At 26.1% G+C, this 25,243-nt stretch carries 25 protein-coding genes; 18 read left to right on the top strand and 7 right to left on the bottom strand.

The features are described from left to right. Window positions 1-93: 93 nt before the first annotated feature. Both AMYT_RS09595 and AMYT_RS09590 read left to right on the top strand, forming a co-directional pair. Complete coding sequence (locus tag AMYT_RS09595) at window positions 94-426, top strand: cytochrome C (protein WP_191287663.1); 333 nt, start codon at window positions 94-96, stop codon at window positions 424-426. A gap of 85 nt (window positions 427-511) precedes the next feature. Then, window positions 512-2,314: an HD domain-containing phosphohydrolase gene (locus AMYT_RS09590; RefSeq protein ID WP_162919500.1), complete on the top strand. Its 1,803-nt coding sequence runs from the start codon at window positions 512-514 to the stop codon at window positions 2,312-2,314. Here the strand turns inward: AMYT_RS09590 and AMYT_RS09585 are convergent. Continuing rightward, window positions 2,311-3,162 carry an AraC family transcriptional regulator gene (locus tag AMYT_RS09585; protein WP_114842331.1) on the bottom strand — a complete coding sequence of 284 codons (852 nt, stop codon included), beginning with the start codon at window positions 3,160-3,162 and terminating at the stop codon, window positions 2,311-2,313. The genes AMYT_RS09590 and AMYT_RS09585 overlap by 4 nt on opposite strands. 114 nt (window positions 3,163-3,276) lie before the next feature. On the opposite strand from AMYT_RS09585, the gene AMYT_RS09580 reads away from it, so the two are divergent. Then, entirely contained in the window at window positions 3,277-4,371 is a 1,095-nt protein-coding gene (locus AMYT_RS09580) for an aminotransferase-like domain-containing protein (protein WP_114842330.1), read from the top strand. 5 nt (window positions 4,372-4,376) lie between these two features. Here AMYT_RS09580 and AMYT_RS09575 read toward each other — a convergent pair whose 3' ends face one another. Beyond that, window positions 4,377-5,234 (bottom strand): damage-control phosphatase ARMT1 family protein, encoded by an 858-nt coding sequence (locus AMYT_RS09575; protein ID WP_114842329.1) that lies wholly within the window; start codon window positions 5,232-5,234, stop codon window positions 4,377-4,379. A gap of 148 nt (window positions 5,235-5,382) precedes the next feature. Between AMYT_RS09575 and AMYT_RS09570 the strand changes: the two genes are divergently transcribed. The 5 genes from AMYT_RS09570 to AMYT_RS09550 all read left to right on the top strand — a co-directional run bounded on the left by AMYT_RS09570 (window position 5,383) and on the right by AMYT_RS09550 (window position 8,790). Then, the gene (locus tag AMYT_RS09570) at window positions 5,383-6,681 is read left to right on the top strand and encodes an NCS2 family permease (protein ID WP_114842328.1); all 1,299 of its coding nucleotides are present in this window, start codon (window positions 5,383-5,385) and stop codon (window positions 6,679-6,681) included. A 4-nt stretch (window positions 6,682-6,685) separates the two neighbouring features. Then, a complete protein-coding gene (locus AMYT_RS09565; protein ID WP_114842327.1) occupies window positions 6,686-7,132 on the top strand; it encodes a phosphoribosyltransferase in 447 nt (148 codons plus the stop codon). Between the two features lie 133 nt (window positions 7,133-7,265). After that, window positions 7,266-7,532, top strand: a complete 267-nt coding sequence (locus AMYT_RS09560) for a hypothetical protein (protein ID WP_114842326.1) — start codon at window positions 7,266-7,268, stop codon at window positions 7,530-7,532. Between the two features lie 63 nt (window positions 7,533-7,595). Then, window positions 7,596-7,982, top strand: a complete 387-nt coding sequence (locus AMYT_RS09555) for a DUF423 domain-containing protein (protein ID WP_114842325.1) — start codon at window positions 7,596-7,598, stop codon at window positions 7,980-7,982. Between the two features lie 10 nt (window positions 7,983-7,992). Beyond that, the gene (locus AMYT_RS09550) at window positions 7,993-8,790 is read left to right on the top strand and encodes an ion transporter (protein WP_114842324.1); all 798 of its coding nucleotides are present in this window, start codon (window positions 7,993-7,995) and stop codon (window positions 8,788-8,790) included. Between the two features lie 10 nt (window positions 8,791-8,800). Here the strand turns inward: AMYT_RS09550 and upp are convergent, their stop codons facing one another. Further along, window positions 8,801-9,424, bottom strand: a complete 624-nt coding sequence (upp, locus tag AMYT_RS09545; RefSeq protein WP_114842323.1) for a uracil phosphoribosyltransferase — start codon at window positions 9,422-9,424, stop codon at window positions 8,801-8,803. A gap of 119 nt (window positions 9,425-9,543) precedes the next feature. Between upp and AMYT_RS09540 the strand changes: the two genes are divergently transcribed. The 6 genes from AMYT_RS09540 to AMYT_RS09515 all read left to right on the top strand — a co-directional run bounded on the left by AMYT_RS09540 (window position 9,544) and on the right by AMYT_RS09515 (window position 16,736). After that, window positions 9,544-10,779 carry a uracil-xanthine permease family protein gene (locus AMYT_RS09540; protein WP_114842322.1) on the top strand — a complete coding sequence of 412 codons (1,236 nt, stop codon included), beginning with the start codon at window positions 9,544-9,546 and terminating at the stop codon, window positions 10,777-10,779. Window position 10,780: 1 nt separating this feature from the next. After that, complete coding sequence (locus AMYT_RS09535) at window positions 10,781-11,560, top strand: Rossmann-fold NAD(P)-binding domain-containing protein (RefSeq protein WP_114842321.1); 780 nt, start codon at window positions 10,781-10,783, stop codon at window positions 11,558-11,560. Window positions 11,561-11,590: 30 nt separating this feature from the next. Continuing rightward, the gene (locus AMYT_RS09530) at window positions 11,591-14,239 is read left to right on the top strand and encodes a sensor histidine kinase (RefSeq protein WP_114842320.1); all 2,649 of its coding nucleotides are present in this window, start codon (window positions 11,591-11,593) and stop codon (window positions 14,237-14,239) included. A 3-nt stretch (window positions 14,240-14,242) separates the two neighbouring features. Further along, window positions 14,243-15,322 (top strand): sensor histidine kinase, encoded by a 1,080-nt coding sequence (locus AMYT_RS09525; protein WP_114842319.1) that lies wholly within the window; start codon window positions 14,243-14,245, stop codon window positions 15,320-15,322. Window positions 15,323-15,324: 2 nt separating this feature from the next. Then, window positions 15,325-15,828, top strand: a complete 504-nt coding sequence (locus AMYT_RS09520; RefSeq protein WP_114842318.1) for a YajQ family cyclic di-GMP-binding protein — start codon at window positions 15,325-15,327, stop codon at window positions 15,826-15,828. 89 nt (window positions 15,829-15,917) lie between these two features. Further along, the gene (locus AMYT_RS09515) at window positions 15,918-16,736 is read left to right on the top strand and encodes a hypothetical protein (protein ID WP_228197856.1); all 819 of its coding nucleotides are present in this window, start codon (window positions 15,918-15,920) and stop codon (window positions 16,734-16,736) included. On the opposite strand, the gene AMYT_RS09510 is transcribed toward AMYT_RS09515, so the two are convergent. Further along, complete coding sequence (locus tag AMYT_RS09510) at window positions 16,733-17,614, bottom strand: LysR family transcriptional regulator (RefSeq protein ID WP_114842317.1); 882 nt, start codon at window positions 17,612-17,614, stop codon at window positions 16,733-16,735. The two genes, AMYT_RS09515 and AMYT_RS09510, sit on opposite strands and share 4 nt — an antisense overlap. 100 nt (window positions 17,615-17,714) lie before the next feature. Between AMYT_RS09510 and AMYT_RS09505 the strand changes: the two genes are divergently transcribed. Then, a complete protein-coding gene (locus tag AMYT_RS09505) occupies window positions 17,715-18,731 on the top strand; it encodes a YeiH family protein (RefSeq protein ID WP_114842316.1) in 1,017 nt (338 codons plus the stop codon). 16 nt (window positions 18,732-18,747) lie between these two features. Here the strand turns inward: AMYT_RS09505 and AMYT_RS09500 are convergent, their stop codons facing one another. Both AMYT_RS09500 and AMYT_RS09495 read right to left on the bottom strand, forming a co-directional pair. After that, window positions 18,748-21,285 carry a molybdopterin-containing oxidoreductase family protein gene (locus AMYT_RS09500; protein ID WP_162919499.1) on the bottom strand — a complete coding sequence of 846 codons (2,538 nt, stop codon included), beginning with the start codon at window positions 21,283-21,285 and terminating at the stop codon, window positions 18,748-18,750. Window position 21,286: 1 nt separating this feature from the next. Next, window positions 21,287-21,880, bottom strand: a complete 594-nt coding sequence (locus AMYT_RS09495; protein WP_114842314.1) for a 4Fe-4S dicluster domain-containing protein — start codon at window positions 21,878-21,880, stop codon at window positions 21,287-21,289. Between the two features lie 234 nt (window positions 21,881-22,114). Here AMYT_RS09495 and AMYT_RS09490 point away from each other — a divergent pair, with 234 nt between their 5' ends. Together AMYT_RS09490 and AMYT_RS09485 are read left to right on the top strand one after the other, a co-directional pair. Continuing rightward, window positions 22,115-22,777: a response regulator transcription factor gene (locus AMYT_RS09490; RefSeq protein ID WP_114842313.1), complete on the top strand. Its 663-nt coding sequence runs from the start codon at window positions 22,115-22,117 to the stop codon at window positions 22,775-22,777. Next, the gene (locus tag AMYT_RS09485) at window positions 22,767-23,936 is read left to right on the top strand and encodes a sensor histidine kinase (protein ID WP_114842312.1); all 1,170 of its coding nucleotides are present in this window, start codon (window positions 22,767-22,769) and stop codon (window positions 23,934-23,936) included. The genes AMYT_RS09490 and AMYT_RS09485 overlap by 11 nt, the downstream gene beginning before the upstream one ends. Window positions 23,937-23,957: 21 nt before the next feature. Here AMYT_RS09485 and AMYT_RS09480 read toward each other — a convergent pair whose 3' ends face one another. After that, the gene (locus AMYT_RS09480) at window positions 23,958-24,551 is read right to left on the bottom strand and encodes a hypothetical protein (protein WP_114842311.1); all 594 of its coding nucleotides are present in this window, start codon (window positions 24,549-24,551) and stop codon (window positions 23,958-23,960) included. A gap of 110 nt (window positions 24,552-24,661) precedes the next feature. Here AMYT_RS09480 and AMYT_RS09475 point away from each other — a divergent pair, with 110 nt between their 5' ends. After that, window positions 24,662-25,240, top strand: coding sequence for an NUDIX domain-containing protein (locus AMYT_RS09475; RefSeq protein ID WP_114842310.1), 579 nt, complete (start codon window positions 24,662-24,664; stop codon window positions 25,238-25,240). Window positions 25,241-25,243 lie beyond the last annotated feature (3 nt).

Genomic DNA, 25,243 nt, shown 5'->3' with positions numbered 1-25,243 from the left:
ATGAATATGTAATCATATGAAAAGAAAACTTAAAGTTAAATAAGTTTGATTTTAATCAAAAAGTAAATTTTTAGATTTTGATATAATTAGTTTATGAAACAATTTTTAATTATTATTTTATTAAGTTACAACCTTTTTGCATCTTCATATCCCTCTTTACTCTTTAGTGGTAATTGTGAAACTTGCCATAAAATAGGAGAAAGCATCTCTGCACCTTCTATTAATCTAATAAGAAAAAGGTATAAAGAGGCTTTTTTTGATAAACAAGAGTTTATTAAATATATGAGCCAGTGGGTATATAACCCTAATGAACAAGGCTCATTAATGCTTGACCAAGTGAAAAAATATGGTTTAATGCCTAACCTTTCTTATGATAAAAAAACTTTAGAAGAGATAGCTTCATATATTTTTGAAACGGAGTTTTAAAAAAAAATTAAGTTTAAGTATATATAATTATTATTTTATGAATTAAATAAAATAATCTAAACTTAACTATAAAATGGCACTTTCAATGAAAAATAATTTAAATAATAAATTATCTATACTTTTTGTATGCAATGATGACACTTGTATAACCTCAATTTCTAAGCTTTTAAAAGAGCAATATCAATTAGATAATATAATTGTGTCCAAATCAAAAAAAGAAGCATATAAATTATATAAAAAAAGCCATTTTGATATAGTTTTAACTAACTTTTTAATGTCTGATGACGATGGCCCTAAGATGGTTGAAAAAATGAGAAAAATCAATGAAGACCAAATCTTTGTCTTAGTGTCAAAGCTTGATAAAAAAAAGGATTTAGTTAAGGCTATAAAATTAAGAATTAGATACTATATTCAATATCCGATAAATAAAAAAGAGTTTAAAGAAATTTTTGATTCATGTATAAAAAGAATTTCAAATAAGTATGAAATAAAATTTGTAAATTCTATTTTACAACACTATAAAATAGCAGTTGATAATTCTACAATTCTTTCTAAAGCTGATAAAAAGGGAAGAATTATCTATGCAAATGAACAATTTTGTAAAATCTCACAATATACACTTCCTGAACTTCTAGGTAAACAACATAATATTTTAAGACATGAAGAGATGCCAAAAGAAATCTTTAAAGAGATGTGGACAACTATAAAAGATAAAAAAGAAGTTTGGAAAGGTATAGTTAAAAATAAAGCAAAAGATGGAAGTGTATATATTGTTGATGCAACTATAATTCCTGTTTTAAATCAAAATAATGAAGTTATTGAATATTTAGGAATTAGACATGATATAACTGAAATAGAGAGTTATAAAGAGCTATTAAAAGATAAATTAGATACTACTTCAAAAGGCTTAGATGAAAAAGTTCATTTAATAAAAGAGTTTGAAAAAGCAATTGATGTTAGCACTTCTTTTTCAAGAACAGATACAAAAGGAGTAATAACTTATGTAAATGATAAGTTTTGCCAAGTTTCTGGGTTTAGTAAAGAAGAACTATTAGGAAGCACTTTTAAATGTGTGCGAGATGAAGAAGTCTCTTCCGTTGTATATAAAAAAATGTGGAGTGAACTTAAAAATAAAAATATTTGGAGAGGTATTTTAAAAAATAGAAATAAAGCTGGTAAAAATTACTATATGGATACTACTATTATTCCAATAGTGGATATTAACAATGAAATAATTGAATATATTAGTATAAAACATGATGTGAGTGAGATAATTTATTTAAATAAAGAGATAATAGATACTCAAAAAGAAGTTCTTTATACTATGGGTACTATTTGTGAAGGTCGTTCTGATGAAACAGGAAATCATGTTAAAAGAGTTGCTGAATACTCTTTTTTGATGGCTAAGCTTTATGGTTTACCAAGAAAAGAGTGCGAATTATTAAAACTTGCTTCTCCTGTGCATGATATAGGAAAAATTGCCATAGAAGATAGTATTTTAAAAAAGCCCGGAAAATTAACTCCTAAAGAGTTTGAAAAAATGAAAGAGCATACAAATCTTGGCTATGAAATGCTTAAAAATTCTAATAGACAGATTTTAAAAGCAGCTGCATCTATTGCCTATGAACACCATGAAAGATGGGATGGAATGGGGTACCCAAGGGGACTAAAAGAAAATCAAATACATATTTTTGGAAGAATTACTTCCCTTTGTGATGTTTTTGATGCGTTAGCAAGTAAAAGATGCTATAAACAAGCGTGGGAAATTGATAAAATTTTAGAGTTTATAAAAGAAGAAAAAGCAAAACAATTTGACCCAGAACTTGTAGATATATTTTTTGATAATTTAGATGAATTTTTAAAAATACAACAACAATATAAAGATTAGTATATAACTTTTACAGGAAGATAAAAAGTTAAATCAAATTGATTATCTTCATTTAAAAAATGATTTTTATGATAAATAACATATGAAGGTAAAGTTGTAGCTTCATATCCAGAACTTGGAAGCCAATAGTGATACACATATCTTAAAAAGGCTAAAACATCTCCATAAACCCCTTTTAATTTAAATACAGCACATAAAGTTTTGGGTATTTCTAAAGTGGAAATATTAGATTTAAAATCTTTAGGAACTTCAATTGCTGCTACATAATTGCACTCATTTAAAGGTGTAATTGTAGGATTATCATGGTGTAAAGCTATTTCTTTATACTCTTTTAAATTATATTCATATGCTAAAGCTTTTAGTTTTTGCCAAGTTTTACTAATTGATTTATCATAGCCTTTATGCCTAATATATGCGCAAAATCTCTCCTTTGAAACTTCAATTTTTATATCTATTTTATCAAATCTTCTATGTTCACCTATAAGATTTTTAGAATACTCCTTATGACCAGATTTTCTCCATGCAGTAGGGGTATATGAAAATTTTTGTTTAAAAGCTTTTATAAAAGAGGAGTGAGAAGAATACCCACACATATTTGCAATTTCACTAATAGTTGAATATTGATTAGTTATAAGTAAATTTGCAGCTTTTTGTAATCTAATTGAAGTAATAAAATCAAAAAGATTTTGTTTGGTTTCTTCTTTAAAAATCCTATGAAAATGGTATTTTGATACACTATTTAATTTAGCTAATTCTTCTAAAGAAATATTTGTATCAATATTTTTATATATATAAAATAAAGTTTTATTAACTATATTTGCTCTTTGTTGTTTTGTATCTTTTTTCATAAAAGAATTATACCCAAAAAAGCAATATAGGACAAATATTTTGCAATTTAAGATAAAGAATAATCTTTTTTATTTGTATATAATCTGCTTTGTAATAAAAATCGAGGGAAAAAAATGAAAAGGTCTTATATTAGAGAGATTTTGGATGCTATAAATGAAAATACAATCTCATTTGCTGGGGGATTACCAAATGAAGATTTATTTCCATTAAAACAATTAAAAAAAGCATCTAAGAAGGTATTTAAACAAAAAAACTCTTTGCAATATAGTAAATCACAAGGTTTAGATAGTTTAAGAGAAAAGATAGCCAACTTTTATACAAACATCTATGCTTTGCCTACAACTAAAGAGGAAATCTTAATTACAACAGGAAGTCAGCAAGCTTTTGATATTATTCTTAAAAGTCTACATGCAAATAATTTAGTAGTGGAAAGTCCTTCATATATTGGAGCTTTATCTGCTTTTAAAATATTAAAAAAAGATATTAAAGATTTTAAAACAATAGAACAATTAGAGAATATTATTAATAAAGATGAGATTTTTTATTGTGTTAGTGATTACCAAAACCCTTCAACATACACATATACAAAAAAGCAAAGAGAAAAAATTGCTAATATTTTAGAAAAAAAAGATGCCTTTTTGATAGAAGATGCAGCTTATAGTCTGTTAAACTTTCAAGGTAAAATTAAAAAGCCAATCTGTAAATTTTATAGTGAAAAATCTTATCATTTAGGTACTTTTTCTAAAATTGTTGCACCAGGACTTAGAGTTGGTTGGATAAGAGCCAATAAAGAGTTAATTGGTAATATTTTAGCCGTAAAAGAGTCACTAGACTTACATACATCAACATTTAATCAAATGCTTTTAGATGCTTATCTTGAAGAGAACAACATATTTAAGCATATAAATAAAAATGCAAAAAATTATAAAAAAAGAATGAATTATATGGCTGATTGTATGGAAAAATACCTTCCAAATTTCCAATTTAAAAGACCTAAAGGTGGAATGTTCATTTATGGAAAGTTCAACAATATAGAAGATAGTATGGCTTTAGCAAAAAAAGCATTAGAACAAAATGTTGCTTTTGTTCCTGCTGAAGTTTTCTATTTTGATGAAAAGAAAAGTAATGAAGCAAGATTCAACTTCACAAATTGTGATTTTGAAAAAACAAAAGAGGGAATAAAAATCTTGGCTAAACTAACTAAGTAGTTAGTTTAGCCTCTTTTTAAAATAATTTCTCCTACTGTTTGACCAATTTTATCTGCTACAACTTCACATTTTACTTTATATAAAAAGAAAATTCTATTATCATTATAGCTTTCTAAACACTCAAAATTACCCATGCCTTTTGATAAAATTAAAGGTGCTTTATTAAAAATTTGCATAAATTCTTTAGAAGCTTGTGATTTTTCAAGTCCTGGAGTATCAACTCCTGAACTAATTACGCTACAATATTTATCAATACCAATTTGTAAAGCCTCTTTTATTGTAATATCATTGATTATTGCTTTTCCCCTTGTGGCATAAGTTATTTGTATTTGGGGATATAACTCTTTTATAGTTTTTATTAAAATTTTATCAAATACATTTTCTCCTGCATTATCTGATAAAATCAATAAACTATTAGAGCTTTGAAGTTTTTCTTTGAAAATATTATAATCATTTATTGAAAAATCTGTATGAAAAATAGAATTTATTTCTTCTTCTAAACTAAACTCTCTTGTTACTGCAAAATCAATTACATTTCCTGCAACTGCACCTTTTATTGCTGTAAAAAGTTTATCTTGTGAACTTTTTATCTCTTTGTTTATAATCTCTTGATAGTTTAAAGCATTTTTAATTGAAGCTTGTTTTAAATCTTCAAGTGGATCTTTTAGATTTGTTTTTTGTGCTAATAATTCATAAACTTCCTTTGCCACATAAGGTGGAGTTTTAGAAAAATCAAAATTTAAAGCTTTTTGCTTTACCTCTTTCATAATTTCAGTAGCTAATGTTTCATTTAAATTTAAAAGTTTTGTTGCTTTTTCAATTTGACCTATAATACAAGTTACACATGTGTTTGTTATATTCATTATTTTTTATTTCTTTCTAAAGTTCTATTAAAGGGCTTTTTACTATTTTTTCGTTTATTACTGGCTTAATAACTTCTTTAATTTATAAATTATTTACAAAAATTATAGTATAATTTCGCCTTTATTTCATTTTTTAAGGATATTGGTTATGAACCTCTTCAAATTAAAAGAGCATAACACAAATGTCAAAACAGAGTTTACTGCTGGATTTACTACTTTTTTGACAATGATGTATATAGTTCCTGTAAATGGTTTTATCTTAGCTGACGCAGGATTACCTATGGATGCAGTTGTTACTGCTACTGCTCTTATCACAATTTTAGCTACACTTTTTTCTGGTCTTTGGGCAAACACTCCAATTGCAATGAGTGTTGGTATGGGGTTAAATGCATATTTTTCTTATGGGTTAGTTTTAGGTATGAAGATACCTTGGGAAACTGCATTAGGTATAGTTTTTCTTTCTGGATTACTTTTTGTTATTTTGTCTTTTACAAACTTTAGAGTTTGGATTATGACTTCAATTCCTATGAATTTAAGAAGAGCAATATCAGCAGGTATTGGTACTTTTATTGCCTTTATTGGTTTAAAACAAATGGGAATGATAGCAGCAAGTGATGCAACTTTTGTAAAACTTGGTGATTTCTCTCAACCTACTGTATTATTAGGGGTATTAGGTTTAGTTTTATCTTTTGTATTTTATGCTTATAGATTGAAAGGTGCTTTTGTATTTTCTATTGCTATTACTTCTTTCGTTGCTTGGATGTCTGGTATAAGTCCTTTTCCAACTAACTACTTATCTGCACCAGCTTCAATCGCTCCAATTGCTTTCAAACTAGATATTATAAGTGCTTTATCTTTATCTTTACTTCCTGTTATTATTACATTTTTAATTACAGATATGTTTGATACTTTAGGAACATTAACAGGTATAGGTGCAAGAGCAGATATGTTCCAAAATGGAACTAAAGAGGATAAATCTTTACAAAAAACACTTGAAGCAGATGCAATTGCTACATCAGCAGGAAGTTTACTTGGTGTTTCAACTACAACTGCCTTTATTGAAAGTGCAAGTGGTGTTGAAGAGGGTGGAAGAACAGGTTTAACTGCTGTATTTACTGCAATGTTCTTTGTTTGTACTTTATTTATGTTACCTTTATTTAAAGCAATTCCTTCAAATGCAATTTATCCTGTTTTAGTAGTTGTTGGGGTTTTAATGTTTACAGAACTTGGTAAAATTAACTTTGAAAAAGTTGATTTAGCAACAAGTGCAGGGGCGTTTTTTATTGTTATTCTAATGCCTTTAACATTCTCTATTACAAATGGAATTGCAGCAGGATTTTTAGTGTATACAATTATTAAATTAACAAAAAGAGAATTTAGTGATTTAAATATAGGAATTCTTACAATTACACTAATTAGTTTATTAGTATTTATTTTACAAGGTTAAAAAATTGGAAAAGTTTTATTATAGTTATGAAGAGTTTAAAAAAGATACTCAAAAACTAGTTGATAGTTGTAGAGATTATGAACCAGATATTTTACTTGCAGTTGCAAGAGGTGGTTTAACATTATCTCACTTAATGGCACAAGCTTTAAATATGAGAAATTTATATTCTTTAAATTCTATTCATTATGAAGGTGAATTAAAACTTGATACATTTAATATTTTTAATATTCCTGATGTATCTCATGCAAAAAGAGTTTTAGTTATTGATGATATTGTTGATTCAGGTGAAACAATGAGAGAAATTTTAAAAGTTTTAAGAGAAAAATTTCCAACTGTTGAATTTAAATTAGCTACAATTTTTTATAAAACTACAGCTGTATTACAACCAGATTATACAGTTAGAGAAGCAAAAGAGTGGATTGACTTTTTCTGGGAAGTTGATGTAAAGTAAATAAATAGACCAATTTGGTCTATTTATTTATATCTATATTTTATAACCTTTATATATATAAATTTTCAAAAATTTTATTTGTTTTAAATAATTTACTTGTATAATACCTTATTAACTATTTAGGGAAGAATTAATGACATTTATTGAGTTTAAAAAACTACTGCTTGATGCAGAACTTACCATTCCAAAGTTTACTGCTTTAATAAAAGTAAGTGAAAAAAATATCCAAGCATATAAAAAGAAAAAAGAAGTACCAAATGCAATTGCAACTGTTGCAGCTTGTTTTGCTAAAATGAATCAAGAAGGAATTGATTATAAAGCATTAATTGAACAATTGGATTTACAAAAAAAAGAGAAAAAAGGTGCTGGATTTTCTAATAAAAAAGAGAAAAAAGACTAAATTTTTATTAAATTTTTATTAACCAACTTTTGATATACTTCCGCAAAAAATTAGGAAGTATAAATGAATATAAATCATAATACAAAACTTTTCTTAAGCATTGCCTCTTTTATGATGGCTTTAGCTGTTGCTATTGGTGCTTTTGGCGCACATGGGCTTAAAAATATAGTTGAGCCTTCAATGCTTACTACATATAATACAGGAGTAGAATATCATTTTTATAATACTCTTGGGCTTTTTGCAACTTCTTTTATGATGTTTTTAAAGCCAACTTCTAAAAAACTAGTAATAGCTTCTTGGCTTATTTTAATGGGAACTATTATTTTTAGTTTTTCACTATATCTTTTAGTAATACTAAATATGCCAATTTTAGGTGCAATCACGCCTATTGGTGGAACATTAATGATTATCGCATGGCTAATGGTAGCTTATGCAATTTATAAAGATTAAGGAGAATTGATTGATTGAAAAGATTGAACAAATAAGAGATGCTAGATGGTTTTCAAATTTAACAACTCTTATTATTATTGCCTATGCTTCTGTTTTAGGATTTAAAACTATTGGTGATGTGGAGACACATTACTCTTTATTTTTACAATTTGCTGATAGTTTTGTAACTATCTATTTTATTTTTGAAATTGCTATTAAAATGGTTGCAGAAAAGAAATTTATTAATTTCTTTAAAAATGGGTGGAATCTTTTTGATTTTACTATTGTTGTAATTACATTACTTCCTTTAGAGTCTTCTGGTTATGCAGCTGTTGCAAGGTTACTTAGAATTTTTAGAGTTCTAAGATTATTTACAGCAAGACCTGAATTAAAAGCAATAATTGATATGCTAATAAAAGCAATACCTTCAATTATTGATATTGTAATTTTAATGTTTATTATTTTTTATATTTATGCAATTATTGGAAACTTTTTCTTTGCAAAATTACCATCTGGATTATGGACAGACTTCTTAGTTTCAATGCTAACTTTATTTAGGGTTTTAACTTTTGAAGATTGGACAGATGTTATGTATGAAGCAATGGAGGTTTACCCTTGGGCTTGGGCATATTTTGTCTCATTTGTTATTATTGCAGCATTTGTATTTTTTAATTTATTTGTGGCAGTTATTATTGGAGAAATGCAAAAACTAAATGAAGCTGATATGAAAGAAGAGATACACGCAGATAGTAAAAAGCTTGATATTTTACTTGAAGAGATAAAATCTTTAAAAGAAGAGATAAAAGAGCTTAAAAATAATAAGGAGTAATCCTTATTATTTAATGACTTGTATTAAATGCTCTATCTCCAGCATCTCCAAGACCTGGTCTTATATAATTATTTTCATCTAATCTTTCATCAATTTGTGCAATATAAATATCAACATCAGGATGAGCTTCTTGTACTTTTTGTACTCCATAAGGTGAACCTAATACATTTAAACTTAGGATTTTTTTAGCACCTTTTTCTTTTAAGTATGTAATTGCATCAATTAAAGAACCACCTGTTGCAACCATCGGGTCAAGCAATAAAACAGTCTTATCTTCTAAATTTGGAATATTTTCATAAAATAACTTACTTAAAGAAGTTTTTTCATCTCTTTTCATTGCTAAAAATCCACTTTTTGCATATGGTAAAGTTTTTAAAATTCCTGTTAGCATAGGCTCTCCAGCTCTTAAAATAGGAACTAATACTATTTTTTGAACTTCAAGCATCTCCACATCAAGAGGTCCTTGCCAAGTATTTATATTTGTAGTAATTGTTGGGAAATTTTCTAAGGCTTCAGAAGCAATCATTCTTGAAATTTCTTCAATTGTTAATCTAAATTCATTTGAAGCAGTTCTTACATCTCTTAGTCTATTTACTAGATGTTTTACCACTACATTAGTGCTTTCTTTGTACATAAGATATCCTAAATTTTTTATTCAAACTTGCAATTGTATCTAAAAAAGCCTTATATAATTTACTCGTTATTAATTGAAACTTTGTTATTATTTTTTTCATTTTATACACAAGAGGATATATGAAACCCACAGATTACAACTTTCGACTCAAAGATTCAATTTTAGGTGTCCAATTTTTATTTGTTGCTTTTGGAGCTTTGGTTTTAGTTCCAATTTTAACAGGACTTGACCCAAATGTTGCCTTATTTACGGCGGGAATTGGAACATTAGTTTTCCAATTTGTAAATAGAGGTAATATTCCTCCTATTTTTTTAGCATCTTCTTTTGCTTTTATTGCTCCTATTTCTCATGGAGTTAAAACATGGGGAATTGCCGCAACTATGTCTGGACTTGTTGCAGCTGGTTTATTGTATATAGTTTTAAGTTTCTTAATAAGATTAAAAGGGGATAACTTTTTACATAAACTTCTTCCTCCTGTTGTTGTTGGACCTGTAATTATCTCTATTGGTCTTATTTTATCTCCTGTTGCTGTTAATATGGCTATGGGAAAAACAGGTGACGGAGCTATACAATTAGTACCAATGGAACAAGCAATGATAATTTCAATGGTTGCTTTATTAACAACAGTTTTTATTTCATTATTAGGAAAAGGTATATTTAAATTAGTTCCTATTTTAGGTGGAATTATAATTGGGTATCTTATAGCTTTATATTATGGAATAATTGATTTTAAACCAGTTTTTGATGCACCTTGGTTTGCAATGCCAAACTTTGTAGCTCCCCAATTTAATTGGCAAGCAATTATTTTTATTTTACCTATTGCTATTGCTCCTGCGATTGAACATATTGGAGATATGTTAGCTATTTCAAATGTAACAAAAGAGAATTATTTAAAAAAACCAGGCTTAAAAAATACTTTACTTGGAGATGGCCTTGCAACTTCAATTGCTTCACTTTTTGGTGGACCACCAAATACTACATATTCAGAAGTAACAGGTGCAGTTACAGTTACAAAAGCTTATAATCCTGCAATTATGACTTGGACTGCAATTAGTGCAATTGCTTTAGCTTTTATTGGAAAATTAGGTGGGTTACTTGCAACTATTCCTGTACCTGTTATGGGAGGAATAATGTTGTTATTATTTGGTATTATTGCTTCTATTGGTATTTCAACTTTAGTAAAAGAAAAAAGTGATTTATCTTGTCCTAGAAATATGATTATTGTTTCAATGATTTTGGTATTTTCTATTGGAGGAATGACTTTTAATTTTGGTGGAGTAGGTTTCTCTGGAATTGGACTTGGTGCAATTATTGGAATTTTCTTAAATCTTATTTTGCCAAAACCAAGAGCATAAGTTGATGAGGGTTTCTATTTTAGGATGTGGTTGGTTAGGCTTTAGCTTAGCTACTCATCTTAAAATAAAAAACTATAAAATAAATGCTTCTACAACTTCAAAAGACAAATATGAACTTTTTAATAAAGAAGGATTTAATGCTTTTTTAATAGATAGTTTAAAAAAGCAAGATTTAACTTCTTTTTTAGAGTGTGAAATTTTAATTATTTGTATTCCAACTTCAAAGCTTCCCTTAGAGTTTTTAAAACATCTTTTATCTTTTGATTTATCAAAACTTTCAAAAGTTATTCTAATAAGCACCACTTCAATTTACCCAAATGAAAATAAAACTTTTGATGAAGAGTTTATTTTATCTTTAGAAAATTGTGGAAATATACAAGCTTTTCAAATAGAAGAGTTTTTACGTAAAAACTTATCAAATCTAAGTATTTTAAGGTGTGCAGGACTTATGGGATATGATAGAATTCCTATTAAGTATTTCCATAATAAAATTTTAAAAGATAAAAATAAAAAAGTAAATTTTGTTCATAGAGATGATGTGATAAGTGCAATTGAGACTATACTAAACAATAGTATATATGACACTTTTAATTTATGTGCAAAACTACATCCTACAAAGGAAAAATTATATAAAAATATAGAAGCAAATAGTTTATACTCTATTAAAGAGTACCAAAATACGGATAATTTAAATAATAGAATTATAAAAGCAGATAAAATAACTAAAAAATTACACTTTTCTTATAGATTTGATAACCCATTTAATTTCTTTTATGTATAATATGTGTTAATTATTTTCAAGGTTTGGCTTATGAAGAATATCACTATCAAAACAAAACTTATTTTATTGTTTATTTTAATTAAAGTAATCCCATTATTGCTTATTGCTTATATTTCTTATGAAGGTGTTTTAAAACTTGATGAATATTTAAGAAGCAGTACAAAATTTTTATTTAATCAAAGTAAAGAGATTATTTTAAATACAGCAAATGAATCAATTGAAGATAGTGTCAAAAATCTAGATAAGAAATCTCAGTTAGCAATAGAGCGACTTTCATATGAAATAGCAAAAAATGTGGCTAACTTTTTATATGAAAGAGATAAAGATATTTTATTTTTATCAAAACTAAATCTAAATCAAAAAATAATAGAAGATTTTTATAATAGTAAACAAAGGGAAGTAATAGAGCATGGGAAATACTATTATGATGAAAAAAGCTCAAGCTGGAAAGTAAATGAGAGTATAAAAAGTTTAAAAAGAGAAAAGACAAATGCGTTATTAAAAGATAATGAAAAAGAGTTTAATTATACAGACCCAATAAATTTAAAAAGAAGAGTAATACCAATATATAAAGAGATAACATATTTTGATTTAAAAGGTCAAGAGATATATAAGATTTCACAAATAGATAAAAAGTTAAAAGATATATCAAAAAAGACAAATACATATGTAAACTCAGAAGAGTATTATAAAGAGATAAATAAGCTAAAAAAAGAAGAGATATATGTAAGTGATGTAATAGGGGAGAGTTTAAAAACAAAAATAATAGGGAGATTTACAAAAGAGAGTGCAAAAAAAGCAGGAATAGAGTTTGAACCAGAGAGATATGCTTATGCGGGGAAAGAGAATCCAGTAGGAAAAGAGTTTGAAGGGATAGTAAGATTTGTAACACCAGTGTATAAAGCAGAAAAGAAAGTAGGATATGTAAGTGTGGCATTGGACCATAAACATATAATGCAATTTACAGATACAGTGGATCCAACAGGAAAAAATCCAGTACAAGATATAGCAGATGCAAGTGTAGGGAATTATGCTTTTATGTGGGATTATGAAGGAAAAAATATCTCTCATGCAAGAGATTACTTTATTGTAGGTTACGATAAACAAACAGGAAAAAAACAGATGCCCTGGCTAAGTAGTGATGTGGCAGAGAAATTTTATAATTCAAAAAAAGATATAAATGAGTTTTTAAAAGATTATCCACAATTTGAAGAACAAAGCTTAAAGAAAAAACCAAATATAAAGCAGATAAAAGAAGAGGGGAATGTAGGATTAGATTGTAGATATTTAAATTTTGCACCTCAATGTCAAGGGTGGATGCAAGTAACTGAAAATGGAGGATATGGTTCTTTTATAATCTATTGGAGCAAGGTATGGAAACTAACAACTGCCGCAGCAATCCCATATTATACAGGGAAGTATGCAAATAGTAAAAGAGGTTTTGGATTTGTAACAATTGGTGCAAATGTTGATGAATTTCATGCAGCTGCTGATAATACAAAAAGAAATGTTACTAAGATTTTAAATGTTCAAACAGAGCATATGAAAGAAATTGTTGATGAAAATGATTTTGAAATAAAATCTTTTATTAAAGCACTTATTAATGAACTTACAATAGTAACTTTTATAATGGTTGTTTTAGTAATAGCAATTGCTGTTTGGATGTCAAATTATATTACTGCAAAAATAGAAAAACTTTTAATTGGTACTCAAAAATTTGCCAATAATGAGTTAGATTATAGAATAGAAGTACATTCAAATGATGAAATTGGTAGACTTGAAAAATCATTTAATAATATGGCTTCAAAAATTAAAAATCTAATAGTTAAACAAAATGAATTAAATGAACACTTAGAAGAAAAAGTTGAAGAGAAAACAAAAGAGCTAAAACTTATAAATGAGCATTTAGAAGAGAAAGTTAAAGAAGAAGTATCAAAAAATAGACAAAAAGATATGCAGTTAGTTCAACAAAGTAAAATGGCAAGTATTGGAGAGATGATTTCTATGATTATTCATCAATGGAAACAGCCTTTAAATGCTATAAGTATGATTAATTCTGGAATAGAATTAAGATTAAAACTAAATCAAAATGTAAATGAAGATTTACAAAAAGACAATGAAGGTATTAAAAAACAAATTGAGTTAATGTCCACAACAATGGAAGATTTTAGAGATTTCTTTAAAAATAAACAAAAAGCTGTTTATCCTGTTGATAAGGCAATAAATAAAACAATTAATTTAATAAATGATATTTTTAAATCTTTAGGGGTTTTTATAAAATATGAAGCCCATGATAAATCTTTACAAACTTTAGGATATGAAAATGAACTTATTCAAGTTTTAATAAATATTTTAAATAATGCAAGAGATATTATAAAAGAGAAAAATTGTAAAGTAAAAATTATTGATTTAACTTTACAAGAGATAGATGATAATATAATTATAACTATTAAAGATTATGCAGGAGGAATTCCTGTTGAGATAATTTCTAAAATTTTTGAACCATATTTTACTACTAAAGCTGAAGATAAAGGTACAGGTTTAGGACTTTATATGTGTAAATCAATTTTAGAAAAAGTTGATGCAACTATTGAAGTTAAAAATAGTTTAACTATATATGAAAATATTGAATATAAAGGGGCTAGTTTTAAAATCACTTTAAAAAAATATAAAGGATAATTTTTGATAAAAAAACTTTCATCTATTAAAGATTTAGTTATTATTTTTATAATAACTATAATTCTTTGGATTGTTCTTTCTATAATTGATGCTTTTGAAATAGTAATAGATTTTTTAAAACTACACGAAGATTATGAATTAGATGAAGTTTTATTACTTTTTATTTTATTTGGTTTCTTCTTTATTTTTTACTCTATTCGAAGAGTAAAAGAGGCTATAAGTGTAAATAGACAACTAAAAAGTTTAAATAAAAAATTAGAAGAAAAAGTTGAAGAAAAAACAAAAGAGCTAAAACTTATAAATGAACATTTAGAAGAGAAAGTTAAAGAAGAAGTATCAAAAAATAGACAAAAAGATATTCTTTTAATACAAAATAGTAAAATGGCAGCATTTGGTGAAATGTTATCTTTAATTATTCATCAATGGAAACAGCCTTTAAATCATATTAGTTTAATAAATATTGGAATAGAGTTAAGATTAAAATTAGACCAAGTTGATAATAAAATTTTAGAAGAAGATACTTTAGCTATAAAAAAACAAATAGAACATATGGCCTCTACAATGGAAGAGTTTAGAAACTTTTTTATGCAAAAAGAAAAAGAAGTTTATAGTGTAAAAGAGGCTATTAATTTAGCAATTTCATTTATTGAAGGAATATTTAAATTTAATAATGTAATTATTAATCTTAATATGGAAGATAAAAAATATCTAACTTTGGGATATAAAAATGAGCTTATTCAAGTGCTTATTAATCTTTTTAATAATGCAAGAGATATAATTTTAGAAAAAAATTGTAAGATAAAAACTATTGATTTATTTTTACATAGTGTTAATAATGATATAATAATCGAAATAAAAGATTATGCTGGTGGAGTTTCACCTCAAATTATTACTAAAATATTTGAACCTTATTTTACTACAAAATCAAAAGACAAAGGCACAGGTCTAGGTCTTTATATGTGTAAATCAATCTTAGAAAAAGTACAAGCAACTATTGAAGTTGAAAATAGTTTAATAAGTATTGATAACATTGAATATAAAGGTGCAAATTTTAAAATTACTTTAAAAAAATACAAAGGATAAAAATGGCAAAAGCAAAAGAACATTTTTTTGATATATCTGCAAAACTTGATATGCAAGAGATGAAAAACGCAGTAATTCAAGCTCAAAAAGAAGTTGAAAATAGATATGATTTTAAAGGAATTAAAAAAGAAATAGATTTAAATCAAACTGCAAAAACTCTTACTTTAGTAAGTGCAAGTGATAGTAAAATTGATGCAATTAAAGATATTTTACTTTCAAAAATGAATAAAAGAGGAATTTCTTTAAATTCACTTGAAGAGTTAAAAACAGAAGATGCAAGTGGTGGAAATAAAAAATTTACATATAAAATTATTGATTCAATTGAAAAAGAAGAAGCAAAAACTATTCAAAATGAGATAAAAAAACTAAAACTAAAAGTAACTGCTGTAAATCAAGGTGATGAAATAAGAGTAAGTGGAAAAAATATTGATGATTTACAAGCTGTTATGAGACATCTAAAAAGCCTAGAATTAAAGGCTCCTTTAGTATTTGATAACTTTAGATAAATAAAGAAAAAACTTCTGTTTTTTTCTTTATTAATTAATTAAGCTTTTAGTGGTATTATTCGCGTTTAATTCCAAATAAAGTTGAACGTATGGAACTTCTTATTATCAAAGCTGTAACTGCTGTAATTATTGTAATTACTCTTTCTATTATTGCTGAAAAAGTAAGTGCAAAACTTTCTGGTATTTTATCAGGACTTCCTTTAGGTACAATGATAGTATTAATCTTTTTTTCAATAGAACAAGGTATTGATTATGCTGTTGAAGCCTCTTTATATAATATTCATGGATTATTAGCACTTTTATCTTTTATAATAGGTTATTATATTAGTACTTTTTATAAAAGAAAATTTGATATTTTTGTAAGTATTGTAGTCTCTTTTATGTTTTATTTAGTAGCTGCATTTATCTTAGCTTATGTTCCTATTCATATTGTATTTACTCCAATTGCTGTAATTACAATTATTACTTTAGCTACACTATATTTTGCAAGACAACCAGATAATGCAAAAATAATTAATACTAAAATTACATTTAAAGATTTATTTTTTAGGACGATTTTAACTGTTGTACTATTTTTATTTGTAACTTCTATACCAAAAATTGCCCCTGTAAATATTGCAGGTATATTTTCAGCATTTCCAAGTATGATGTTTCCTTTACTTATTATAGTACATTTTCATCATAGTAGCAATCAAGCAAGAACAATACTTAAAAATACTCCTTCTGGACTTAGCAGTATTGTGATTTTTTGTGTAAGTATACACTTTACTTATCCAACTTTAGGAGTATTATTAGGAACAATTATATCTTTTATAACTTGTGTTGTTTATATAATTATTCAATTAAAATTACTTGATTATTTTGGTATTAATGTAAATGCAAAACAAAAGCATTTAAAAAATAATTAGAAATATCTTTTAAAACACTCTTTTATATATGAAGTAAACTCTAAAAAGAGTTTACTTTGAAATTTGTCTTTATGATAAACTAAATATAACTCCCTATTAAATTTTAAATTTTTTGTTTTAATTTCAAAGAGTTTTTTTTCTTTAAGCTCTTCTTGCACTGCAAGTTTTGAAATACAAGTAATAGTATCACTATTTTTAAGTAAAATATTTTTTATTTCTTCAAAATTTGAGATTTCCATTGTGATTTTAAACTCTTCTAAGTATTTTAGGTTACTTAAAAAAATCTCTCTTGTTCCTGAACCTTTTTCTCTTAAAATCCATTTATATTTATATAGTTGGTCAATATAATACTCTTTTTTAGCAAGCTCTTTATTGCTTGTTACTATAATTAAAGAGTCATTTGCTAGTTTTTCTTTTACTAAATTTGAGTCTTCAAAATCTTTTTCCACAAAACCAATATCTATTTTTGAGTCTAAAATTTCCTTTAAAATTTCTTTTGTATTTTCAGAATATTTTGTAATATTTACTTCATGTTTTGAAATAAAATCATATATAAAAAGTGAAAGATTTATACTATTAAAAGTTTTACTTGAAGCAATTTTTAATTCACCTTTTAATTTTTCATTACAAAAACTCTCTTTTAGATTTATTAGCTCTAAATAGGGCTTTATACTTAAATTTTTAAAAGTTCTTCCCCTTTCATTTAAGACAAGTTTTTTTCCTATTCTATCAAAAAGTTTTTCTCCTAGTTTTTTTTCTAGGGAGTTTAGGCAAATTGAAATAGCAGCTTGAGTCAGGTTTATTTCTTTTGCAAGGTTTGAAATATGAGGATTTTCACAAGTTTTAAAAAATATTTCTAACTCTTTTAGGGTAAACATATAAATCCTTATAAAAAATATTTATCATTATAACAAAAATAATTAATTTTACAAATCAAAAACTAAGCTATATAATTTCAAAAAATATAAAGGAATATGAATGAAAGAGTATATAAAAGATAAAAATTTTTATGTAGGATTAGCTCTTTTAGGATTTTTTACACTATTTGCAAAATATATCTCTTTATTAGATAGTGTTAAAAATTTAGGTTTTTCTTTTTTAATAGTAGCTATTTTAATTGGTATGATTTTTACAAATATTTTAAAAATAAAAATAAGTTCAAATTTTGATAACTCTTTTGCTTTTGCCACAAAAACTTTACTTAGAATTGCTATTGTTTTTTATGGATTTAGACTTACTTTTAATGAGATTTTTCAACTAGGATGGCAGGCTTTTATAGTGGCTATAATAGTAGTTTGTTCAACTTTTATTTTAGGATATTTTATTGGAATTAAAGTTTTAAAGCTTGATAAAGAAATAACTATTCTCACAAGTGTTGGAAGCGCTATTTGTGGAGCAGCTGCTATTTTAGCAACTGAAGCAGTTTTAAAAAACAAAGCATATAAAAGTTCAGTTGCTGTTTCAACTGTGGTTTTATTTGGAACTTTTGCTATGTTTTTATATCCATATTTATATAGTATAGATTTTTTAAATTTACTTCCAAATGAAATGGCTATTTATATTGGAGGAACTTTACATGAAGTAGCACATGTGGTAGGAGCTTCAAATAGTATATCAAATGAAACAATAGAAAATAATGCTGTAGTAGTTAAAATGATAAGAGTGATGTTAATAGCACCTTTTTTAGTATTGCTTATGCTTTTTTTAGTAAAAACAAGTACAAATAAACAAAAAAGTAAAATAACAATACCTTGGTTTGCTATATTTTTTATAGGAGTTGCTTTTTTTAATTCATTTAATTTTGTACCTAAAACAATAGTAGATAATATAAATGAAGTAGATACTTTTTGTTTGGCTATGGCTATGATGGCATTAGGAATAAAAACAAATTTTAAAACATTTTTTGAAGTGGGAATAAAACCTATTGTTTTAGCAACTATTCTTTTTATTTGGTTAAGTGTAGGTGGGTTTTTTTTAATAAAATTTATAGTATAAAAGTGGATTCCCACTTTTATACTTTCTCTATTTTACAAATAGTATCATTCCATGATTGCATACCTGCAAGAGGTGCAGGATTTACAGGTATTACCATATTTGGGTTAAATCCATTTCCACTTCCCCCAAATCTTTTATCCCACCAAATATTGCCATTTAAATCTAAATCTTCATACTCTGGATAAGCTTTTAAATTCTCTTTTAAACCATTTCTTCCTTTTGCTATTCTTCCTGCATAATTCATTCCTAAAGAGTTACTAATAGCAATTACTTCTGGATGAATACCTTGTGTTACAAAAGCTTTTATTTTCATAGTTCCTACAATTTCATTTTGTGAGGCTTTATATCCTTCTTTAGGTCTATAAGTAGTTATTTTTATAATATCGCCATTTTTTATTTTATATTTTTTAGCTGTTTGTGTATTAATCCAAACAGGATTATCATGAACAATTTCTGTTAAATATTTTTGTGGAGTTGTTCTTGCTTGAGTATGAACATTCCATTTAAAAGTAGTTAAAATAAGTTCATCTTCTTTTTTCTCTTTTAATGATTTTGGCATTTTAAAATGAGGGAATCCATCATCTTTTTCTCCAAGTTTTTTTGCTTCATTTATAATATCATTTGAGCAAATTTCAAACTTTCTTGAAGGAGTTTTAAATCCTCTTACTTTTTTCCCATCTTTTACTATACCAATAGCCTCTTTTTTATTTTTTTTATTTATATAAATAATATTATTTTCAATAAAACTATTTTTTAATTGTGCTTCATTTAGCTCAATATTATATGGTTCATAGTTTTTAGGTTTATCTTCTATCCATACTCCATATTTTTTCATATAATCAAAACCACTTAATCCTTCTTTTTGTGGTAATTTTGAAAATCTTAGTTTTATAAACTCTTCATATGAATCAAATTTAAAATATTGTGAAACAGGCTGACCTATTTTTTTAGCAACTTTAATTAGTGTATCTGCAAAATTTTCACAATCATATGGTGGTTTTACAGCAGGTTGTCTTAGAACAAAATATGGAATTAGTTCATAGGCATTTCTTCCTTCTATTGTATATCTTTCAAAATAAGTTGCATCAGGTAAAATTAAATCTGAGTAATGTGCCATTTCTGAATAAACCACATCTGAACACACATGAAAGGCAATAAGCTTTTCATCTTTTAAAACTTCCACAGCTGTTTGTGGACCTTCAGGCCAAGTTTGAGGAGAAGAAATAGTATATGACATATAAACTTGAATATTATGTTTTTTTGTTTTAATTTTATCATAAACCAATTCACTAACTCTCATTTTTTGCCATTTATTTGCAAAAGGGTATAATTTAGGGTCTTCTAAATCAGTACTAAATAAAGGCTTTGGTGGAATAGGTTCTGGCATAGGAAATGATTTGTGTCCTTTGTTTTTAGAACCTCCATAAGCATAACCACCTTCTTTTCCCACACTTCCAACTAATGCATTTAGTATAACAACAGCTCTATCATTATGTAAGCCATTATAATGAGCTTGTGAACCTCTATTTGTAAAAGCTGCACAATTTGGAGCAGCTTTTGCAAACTCAATAGCTAATCTTTTAATATCTTCTGCATTAATACCACTTTGTTCTTGTGCAAATTCAACAGTATATGGTTTTACTAATTCTTTTAACTCTTTTAAACTTATATTGCACCATTCTTTTATAAAATTTTTATTATAAAGTTTTTCATTTATAATTACATTTGCCATAGCAAGTGCAATTGCACCCTCACTTGAAGGATATGGAGCAAACCATTCATCACTTTTTCCTGCAGTATTAGATAGTCTTGTATCAAAAGTTACAAGCTTTGCTCCATTACTTTTTGCTTCAATAAATCTTTTCATTAAAGCAAAACCACCTTGATGACTTTCAAGAAAATTAGAACCAAAGTTTAAAAAATATTTACATCTAATTGCATCAATAGTTTCCCAACTTGTATCCCCAATAGTAGTGTAATTTGCAGCTCTTTTATTTGAAGAACATAGTGCTCTATGATTTAAAATTACAGGAGAGCCTACTGCATCCATAAATCTTCCTGTAATATCTCCCATCTTATTTCTTCCACCATGAAATACAATCTCTTCAGGTTTTTTATCTTCTATACATTTTTTTATTTTTGAAGCCATAAGTTCATAAGCTTCTTGCATTGTGATTCTTTTCCATAAGCCATCACCTCTTTTTCCAACTCTTTTTAAAGGGTAAACAATTCTTTCTGGATATTCAACAGCATTTACTCCTCCATGGGCTTTTGCACAAAGTTTACCTTGGCTATTTGGATCAAGAGGATTACCCTCAACACCTAAAATTTCATTGTCTTTTACTAAAACTGTCATTCCACATATTGTTGAACAGTTTAAACAAACACTAGGAATTCTTTCTATACCTTTTATATTTTTTGCTAAAGTTTTAAATTCTTGAAAAGTTTTAATTTCACTAGCATTTAATTTTGTAGGAGATAAAGATATAACTTCTCCTAATTTTAAAGCTGCAATTGTTATTGCACCATTTTTTAAAAAGTCTCTTCTATTCATATTATTCCGCCCAAGTATATATTTCATAATTTAATGGTGAAAAGCTTCTACCTTGTTGTAGTTTCTTTTTCATCTTTTCATTTGCTCCAATATGAAGCGTAGAGGGTTTATCTTCTGGATGATTTTTAAATCCTATTGCATTTTTAGGAATTTCATCTTCATTTGTAATAATAGTAATAGCATTTGCAACACAAGTTGCTTCACAGGCAGTTTTTAAACCAATTTCTAGTCTATGTTCACACAAATTACATTTTTCAGCAATTTTTGAAAAAGGATTAATATAAACAGCTCCAATAGAGCAAGCACTAACACAATCTCCGCAGCCATCACACTTACTTTCATCAATTTTTACTATTCCATTTACTTTAGAAATAGCATTTTTATCACAGGCTTTTAAACAATGTGCATCTTCGCATTGCCTACACATTAAAGGTAAAAATTCTCTTTTTACTTTTGGGAAAATTCCCGTATCAAGATATAAAGTTACTGTTCTAAAATATCCCAAAGGTGCTTTAAATTCTTGTTTACAGGCAACTTCACAAGCGTGACACCCTACACATTTTTGTGCATCAATAATCATCTTATAATTTTTCATAGATTTTTTTTCTCCAAAGGAGTTGGAAATTTGAGAGATGTGTTTAATTAATAATAAAAAAGAGTAATTTTTAAACACTACTTGTACCACAAGTCTAAGTTAAAATTTTAATAAAATAATAATAAAAAGTGAATTAAATGGTAAAAAAAAATTTACCAAATAAAAATTATAATTGATAAATGTAAGTACACATTAAATAAACAAACTTTTTATATAATAAAAAAAAGGAGTGTTATGAAAGTATTGCTTTTAGAAGATGATAGTGCATTAAGTGATTTATTAAGTTTTCATTTAGAAGACAAAGGCTATGAAGTAGTTTTAAAAACAAATGGACAAGAGGCTTTAGAGTATTTGATAGATAATAAAGTTGATTTAGCCCTTTTAGATATAAATACTCCTGTACTTTCTGGTTTAGAGGTTTTAAAAACTTTAAGACATGATTATAAAGATAATACTCCAATTATAATTTTAACTGCCTATCAAGATACAAAGCATTTAAAAGAGTCTTTTGAGATGGGAGTTGATGATTATATAAAAAAACCTTTTGATTTAGAAGAATTAGACCAAAGAATAATAAAACTTTGCAAAATCTTTTTAATAGAGCAAAAAGATGAAATTGTTTTTAATGAAGAGATAAGTTTTTCTCCACATTTATGTGAGTTAAATATTTGTGGAAACGTTAAAAAATTAGCCTTAAAAGAAAGAGATATATTAAAATACTTTTATACTCATAAAAATAGAGTTATCTCAAGTGAAGAGTTACTTCAAAATGTATGGACATATGAAGAGATGCCAACAGATGCAACTATTAGAGTATATATTAAAAATATAAGAGAACTGTTAGGAAAAGATAAAATAAAAACTATAAGAGGAATAGGGTATAAATTTGAACAATAATGAAAAAAAAGCACTTATTAGTTTTCTATCTATTTATGTAGGTTCTATAATTTTACTTATAGGATTACTTCTTTCTTTTTATTATAAAAATGAGTTAAAATCAGTTACTGAACATTGTAATATGCAAATGTCAAATGCGGCAAATGAGATAAAAGCAAATATCTTAAATGCCTATATGAATAAAACTGAATTAATGCCAATAAATTTAAAAGATAAAAATATTCAATATGCACTTTTTGATAAAGATAAAAATATATTATTTTCAAATATGTTTAATATTAGTGAAATTACCTTTTCAAAAGAGATATATGAGACAAATAACTTTGCGTACTATATTGACCATTTAGATGAAAAAGATATTCCTATAAAATATATTGCTATACAGACTTGTAATGGAATACAAGATAAAGGAAAGCTAAAAGTTATAATGGTAATGGTGCTTATATTAAGTTCAATTTTTGTGGGATTTATTGCTTATTTACTTGCAAAACTTTTATTAAAACCTGTAAGAGAAAAAGTAGAACATATGGATAAGTTTATAAAAGATTCTGCCCATGAGTTAAATACTCCTATTTCTGTACTTATGACCTCTGTTGCTATGCTTAAAAAAGGTAAAGATCCAGATAAGATGATGAAATATATTGTAAGTAGTTCTAAGCAAATCTCACAACTATATAATGATATTCACTTTTCTGCTTTTAGTGATATTGATGAAAGTATAGAAGAAGAGTTTTGTTTAAGTGAACTAATAAGTCATAGTGTGGAGTATTTTAATGATATTTCTATTACAAAAAATATAATGATAGAATCAATTGTTGAACCTTGTAAAATAAAAGTTGATAAAAATAAAATTCAAAAAGTGGTAAATAATCTAATTTCCAATGCTATTAAATATAGCTATACAAACTCTAAAATAGTAGTTACTTTAAAACAAGGAGTTTTAACTGTACAAGATTTTGGTATAGGTATTAGTAAAAAAGAGCAAAAAGAGATTTTTAAAAGATATAAAAGAGGAGCAAATACAGAAGGTGGTTTTGGAATAGGTCTTGATATTGTTAAAAGAATAGTAAAAGAGTATAACCTTCATCTTGATTTAAATTCAAAAGAGAATAAAGGCTCAACTTTTATAGTTGATTTTTCATCTGTAAAAGTGTCTTAAAAAAGAGTTAAAAACTCTTTTTTAGTAGATATTAATATATAGCTTTGAAATTAAAGTATTATTAATATTTAGTATTTTTAAATCTGTTTTTATTTTATTTTGAAAAAGTTTACCTTGTATAGATTTTAAAATATGCCAAAATTTTTCAGTAAAAGGAGTATCAATCTCTTTAATTTGATTTTTTATTATTAACTTTGTTATTGCTTTAATACAAAGAAAATAAAATATTTTATTAGTTGCCCTTTGTATTTTATACTCTCTCATAATCTGTAAATTATTTAAATATACATCTTTTTCAATATCAGATAATAAAAGATGATTTTCTACAGATTCTTTTTCATAGTCCAAATGAGTAATATAACTATTGATTTTTTTTTGTACAATCTCTTGTAAATTTGGGTAAAAAGTTGTAAGAGTATCTATTATTTGATTTGTTTGAATATTTGTTTTTTGAAGGTCGCAAGAATATTTTTTATCTTTTTCATATTCGTGATTTAAAGCATTTAAAATTTCAATAGCAAAGCTAAGATATATATATTTATCTTCTTTTCCATCTTTAAAATAGATTCCATATTCATTAATAATAGGTTTCAGTCCAGCATAAATTAGCTTCATTTTTATAGTTCCTTTCAAATAATCATAGATTGTAACATATCTAAAGTTTATTTTAAAATGTTTTTTAGTCAAAAATAACTAAAATAAGCAAAACTTAATAAAGAAAATATATGAAAAGCATAATTACAAACTTTAAAACACAAGCCCTTGAAGATACAAAATTTGTCCACCCTGTTAAAATAACATATGAACAAGATGGAGTAAAAAAAAGTTGGGAAGCTGTGAAAAGTTTTGATTCAGTTGCTGTTTTATTATATCATGAAAAAAAAGATGCTTTTTTACTTGTAAAACAGTTTCGTCCACCTGTATATTTAAATGATAAATCAAAAGCTTTTACTTATGAACTTTGTGCAGGAATTGTAGATAAAGATAAAGATTTAGAAGTAATAGTAAAAGAAGAAATAGATGAAGAGTGTGGATATGATGTACCATTAAAAAATATAGAAAGAGTAACTTCTTTTTACACAAATGTGGGTGTAAGTGGAGGTTGCCAAAGTCTATATTTTGCTTTAATAGATGATTCTATGAAGACTCATAATGGAGGGGGAATTCATGATGAGCAAATAGAAACTATTTTTATACCTTTTAATGAATTTAAAAAGTTTATCTATGATGAAACAAAGGCTAAAACTCCTGGTTTAATGTTCTCTTTTTATTGGTTTTTAGATAAAAAAAGAAAACAATTTTAAAAT

It is taken from the genome of Malaciobacter mytili LMG 24559, from assembly GCF_003346775.1.
Lineage (GTDB): Bacteria > Campylobacterota > Campylobacteria > Campylobacterales > Arcobacteraceae > Malaciobacter > Malaciobacter mytili.
The sequence above is the reverse complement of the archived record's forward strand: the minus strand, read 5'-3'. Positions and strand labels throughout refer to the sequence as shown.

What these genes read in the sequence shown, in the direction of transcription:
- AMYT_RS09595 (WP_191287663.1), top strand. Translation starts at nt 94, where the DNA reads ATGAAACAATTTTTAATTATTATTTTATTAAGTTACAACCTTTTTGCA.
- AMYT_RS09590 (WP_162919500.1), top strand. Translation starts at nt 512, where the DNA reads ATGAAAAATAATTTAAATAATAAATTATCTATACTTTTTGTATGCAAT.
- AMYT_RS09585 (WP_114842331.1), bottom strand. Translation starts at nt 3,162, where the DNA reads ATGAAAAAAGATACAAAACAACAAAGAGCAAATATAGTTAATAAAACT.
- AMYT_RS09580 (WP_114842330.1), top strand. Translation starts at nt 3,277, where the DNA reads ATGAAAAGGTCTTATATTAGAGAGATTTTGGATGCTATAAATGAAAAT.
- AMYT_RS09575 (WP_114842329.1), bottom strand. Translation starts at nt 5,234, where the DNA reads ATGAATATAACAAACACATGTGTAACTTGTATTATAGGTCAAATTGAA.
- AMYT_RS09570 (WP_114842328.1), top strand. Translation starts at nt 5,383, where the DNA reads ATGAACCTCTTCAAATTAAAAGAGCATAACACAAATGTCAAAACAGAG.
- AMYT_RS09560 (WP_114842326.1), top strand. Translation starts at nt 7,266, where the DNA reads ATGACATTTATTGAGTTTAAAAAACTACTGCTTGATGCAGAACTTACC.
- AMYT_RS09555 (WP_114842325.1), top strand. Translation starts at nt 7,596, where the DNA reads ATGAATATAAATCATAATACAAAACTTTTCTTAAGCATTGCCTCTTTT.
- upp (WP_114842323.1), bottom strand. Translation starts at nt 9,424, where the DNA reads ATGTACAAAGAAAGCACTAATGTAGTGGTAAAACATCTAGTAAATAGA.
- AMYT_RS09540 (WP_114842322.1), top strand. Translation starts at nt 9,544, where the DNA reads ATGAAACCCACAGATTACAACTTTCGACTCAAAGATTCAATTTTAGGT.
- AMYT_RS09530 (WP_114842320.1), top strand. Translation starts at nt 11,591, where the DNA reads ATGAAGAATATCACTATCAAAACAAAACTTATTTTATTGTTTATTTTA.
- AMYT_RS09520 (WP_114842318.1), top strand. Translation starts at nt 15,325, where the DNA reads ATGGCAAAAGCAAAAGAACATTTTTTTGATATATCTGCAAAACTTGAT.
- AMYT_RS09515 (WP_228197856.1), top strand. Translation starts at nt 15,918, where the DNA reads ATGGAACTTCTTATTATCAAAGCTGTAACTGCTGTAATTATTGTAATT.
- AMYT_RS09510 (WP_114842317.1), bottom strand. Translation starts at nt 17,614, where the DNA reads ATGTTTACCCTAAAAGAGTTAGAAATATTTTTTAAAACTTGTGAAAAT.
- AMYT_RS09505 (WP_114842316.1), top strand. Translation starts at nt 17,715, where the DNA reads ATGAAAGAGTATATAAAAGATAAAAATTTTTATGTAGGATTAGCTCTT.
- AMYT_RS09500 (WP_162919499.1), bottom strand. Translation starts at nt 21,285, where the DNA reads ATGAATAGAAGAGACTTTTTAAAAAATGGTGCAATAACAATTGCAGCT.
- AMYT_RS09495 (WP_114842314.1), bottom strand. Translation starts at nt 21,880, where the DNA reads ATGAAAAATTATAAGATGATTATTGATGCACAAAAATGTGTAGGGTGT.
- AMYT_RS09490 (WP_114842313.1), top strand. Translation starts at nt 22,115, where the DNA reads ATGAAAGTATTGCTTTTAGAAGATGATAGTGCATTAAGTGATTTATTA.
- AMYT_RS09480 (WP_114842311.1), bottom strand. Translation starts at nt 24,551, where the DNA reads ATGAAGCTAATTTATGCTGGACTGAAACCTATTATTAATGAATATGGA.
- AMYT_RS09475 (WP_114842310.1), top strand. Translation starts at nt 24,662, where the DNA reads ATGAAAAGCATAATTACAAACTTTAAAACACAAGCCCTTGAAGATACA.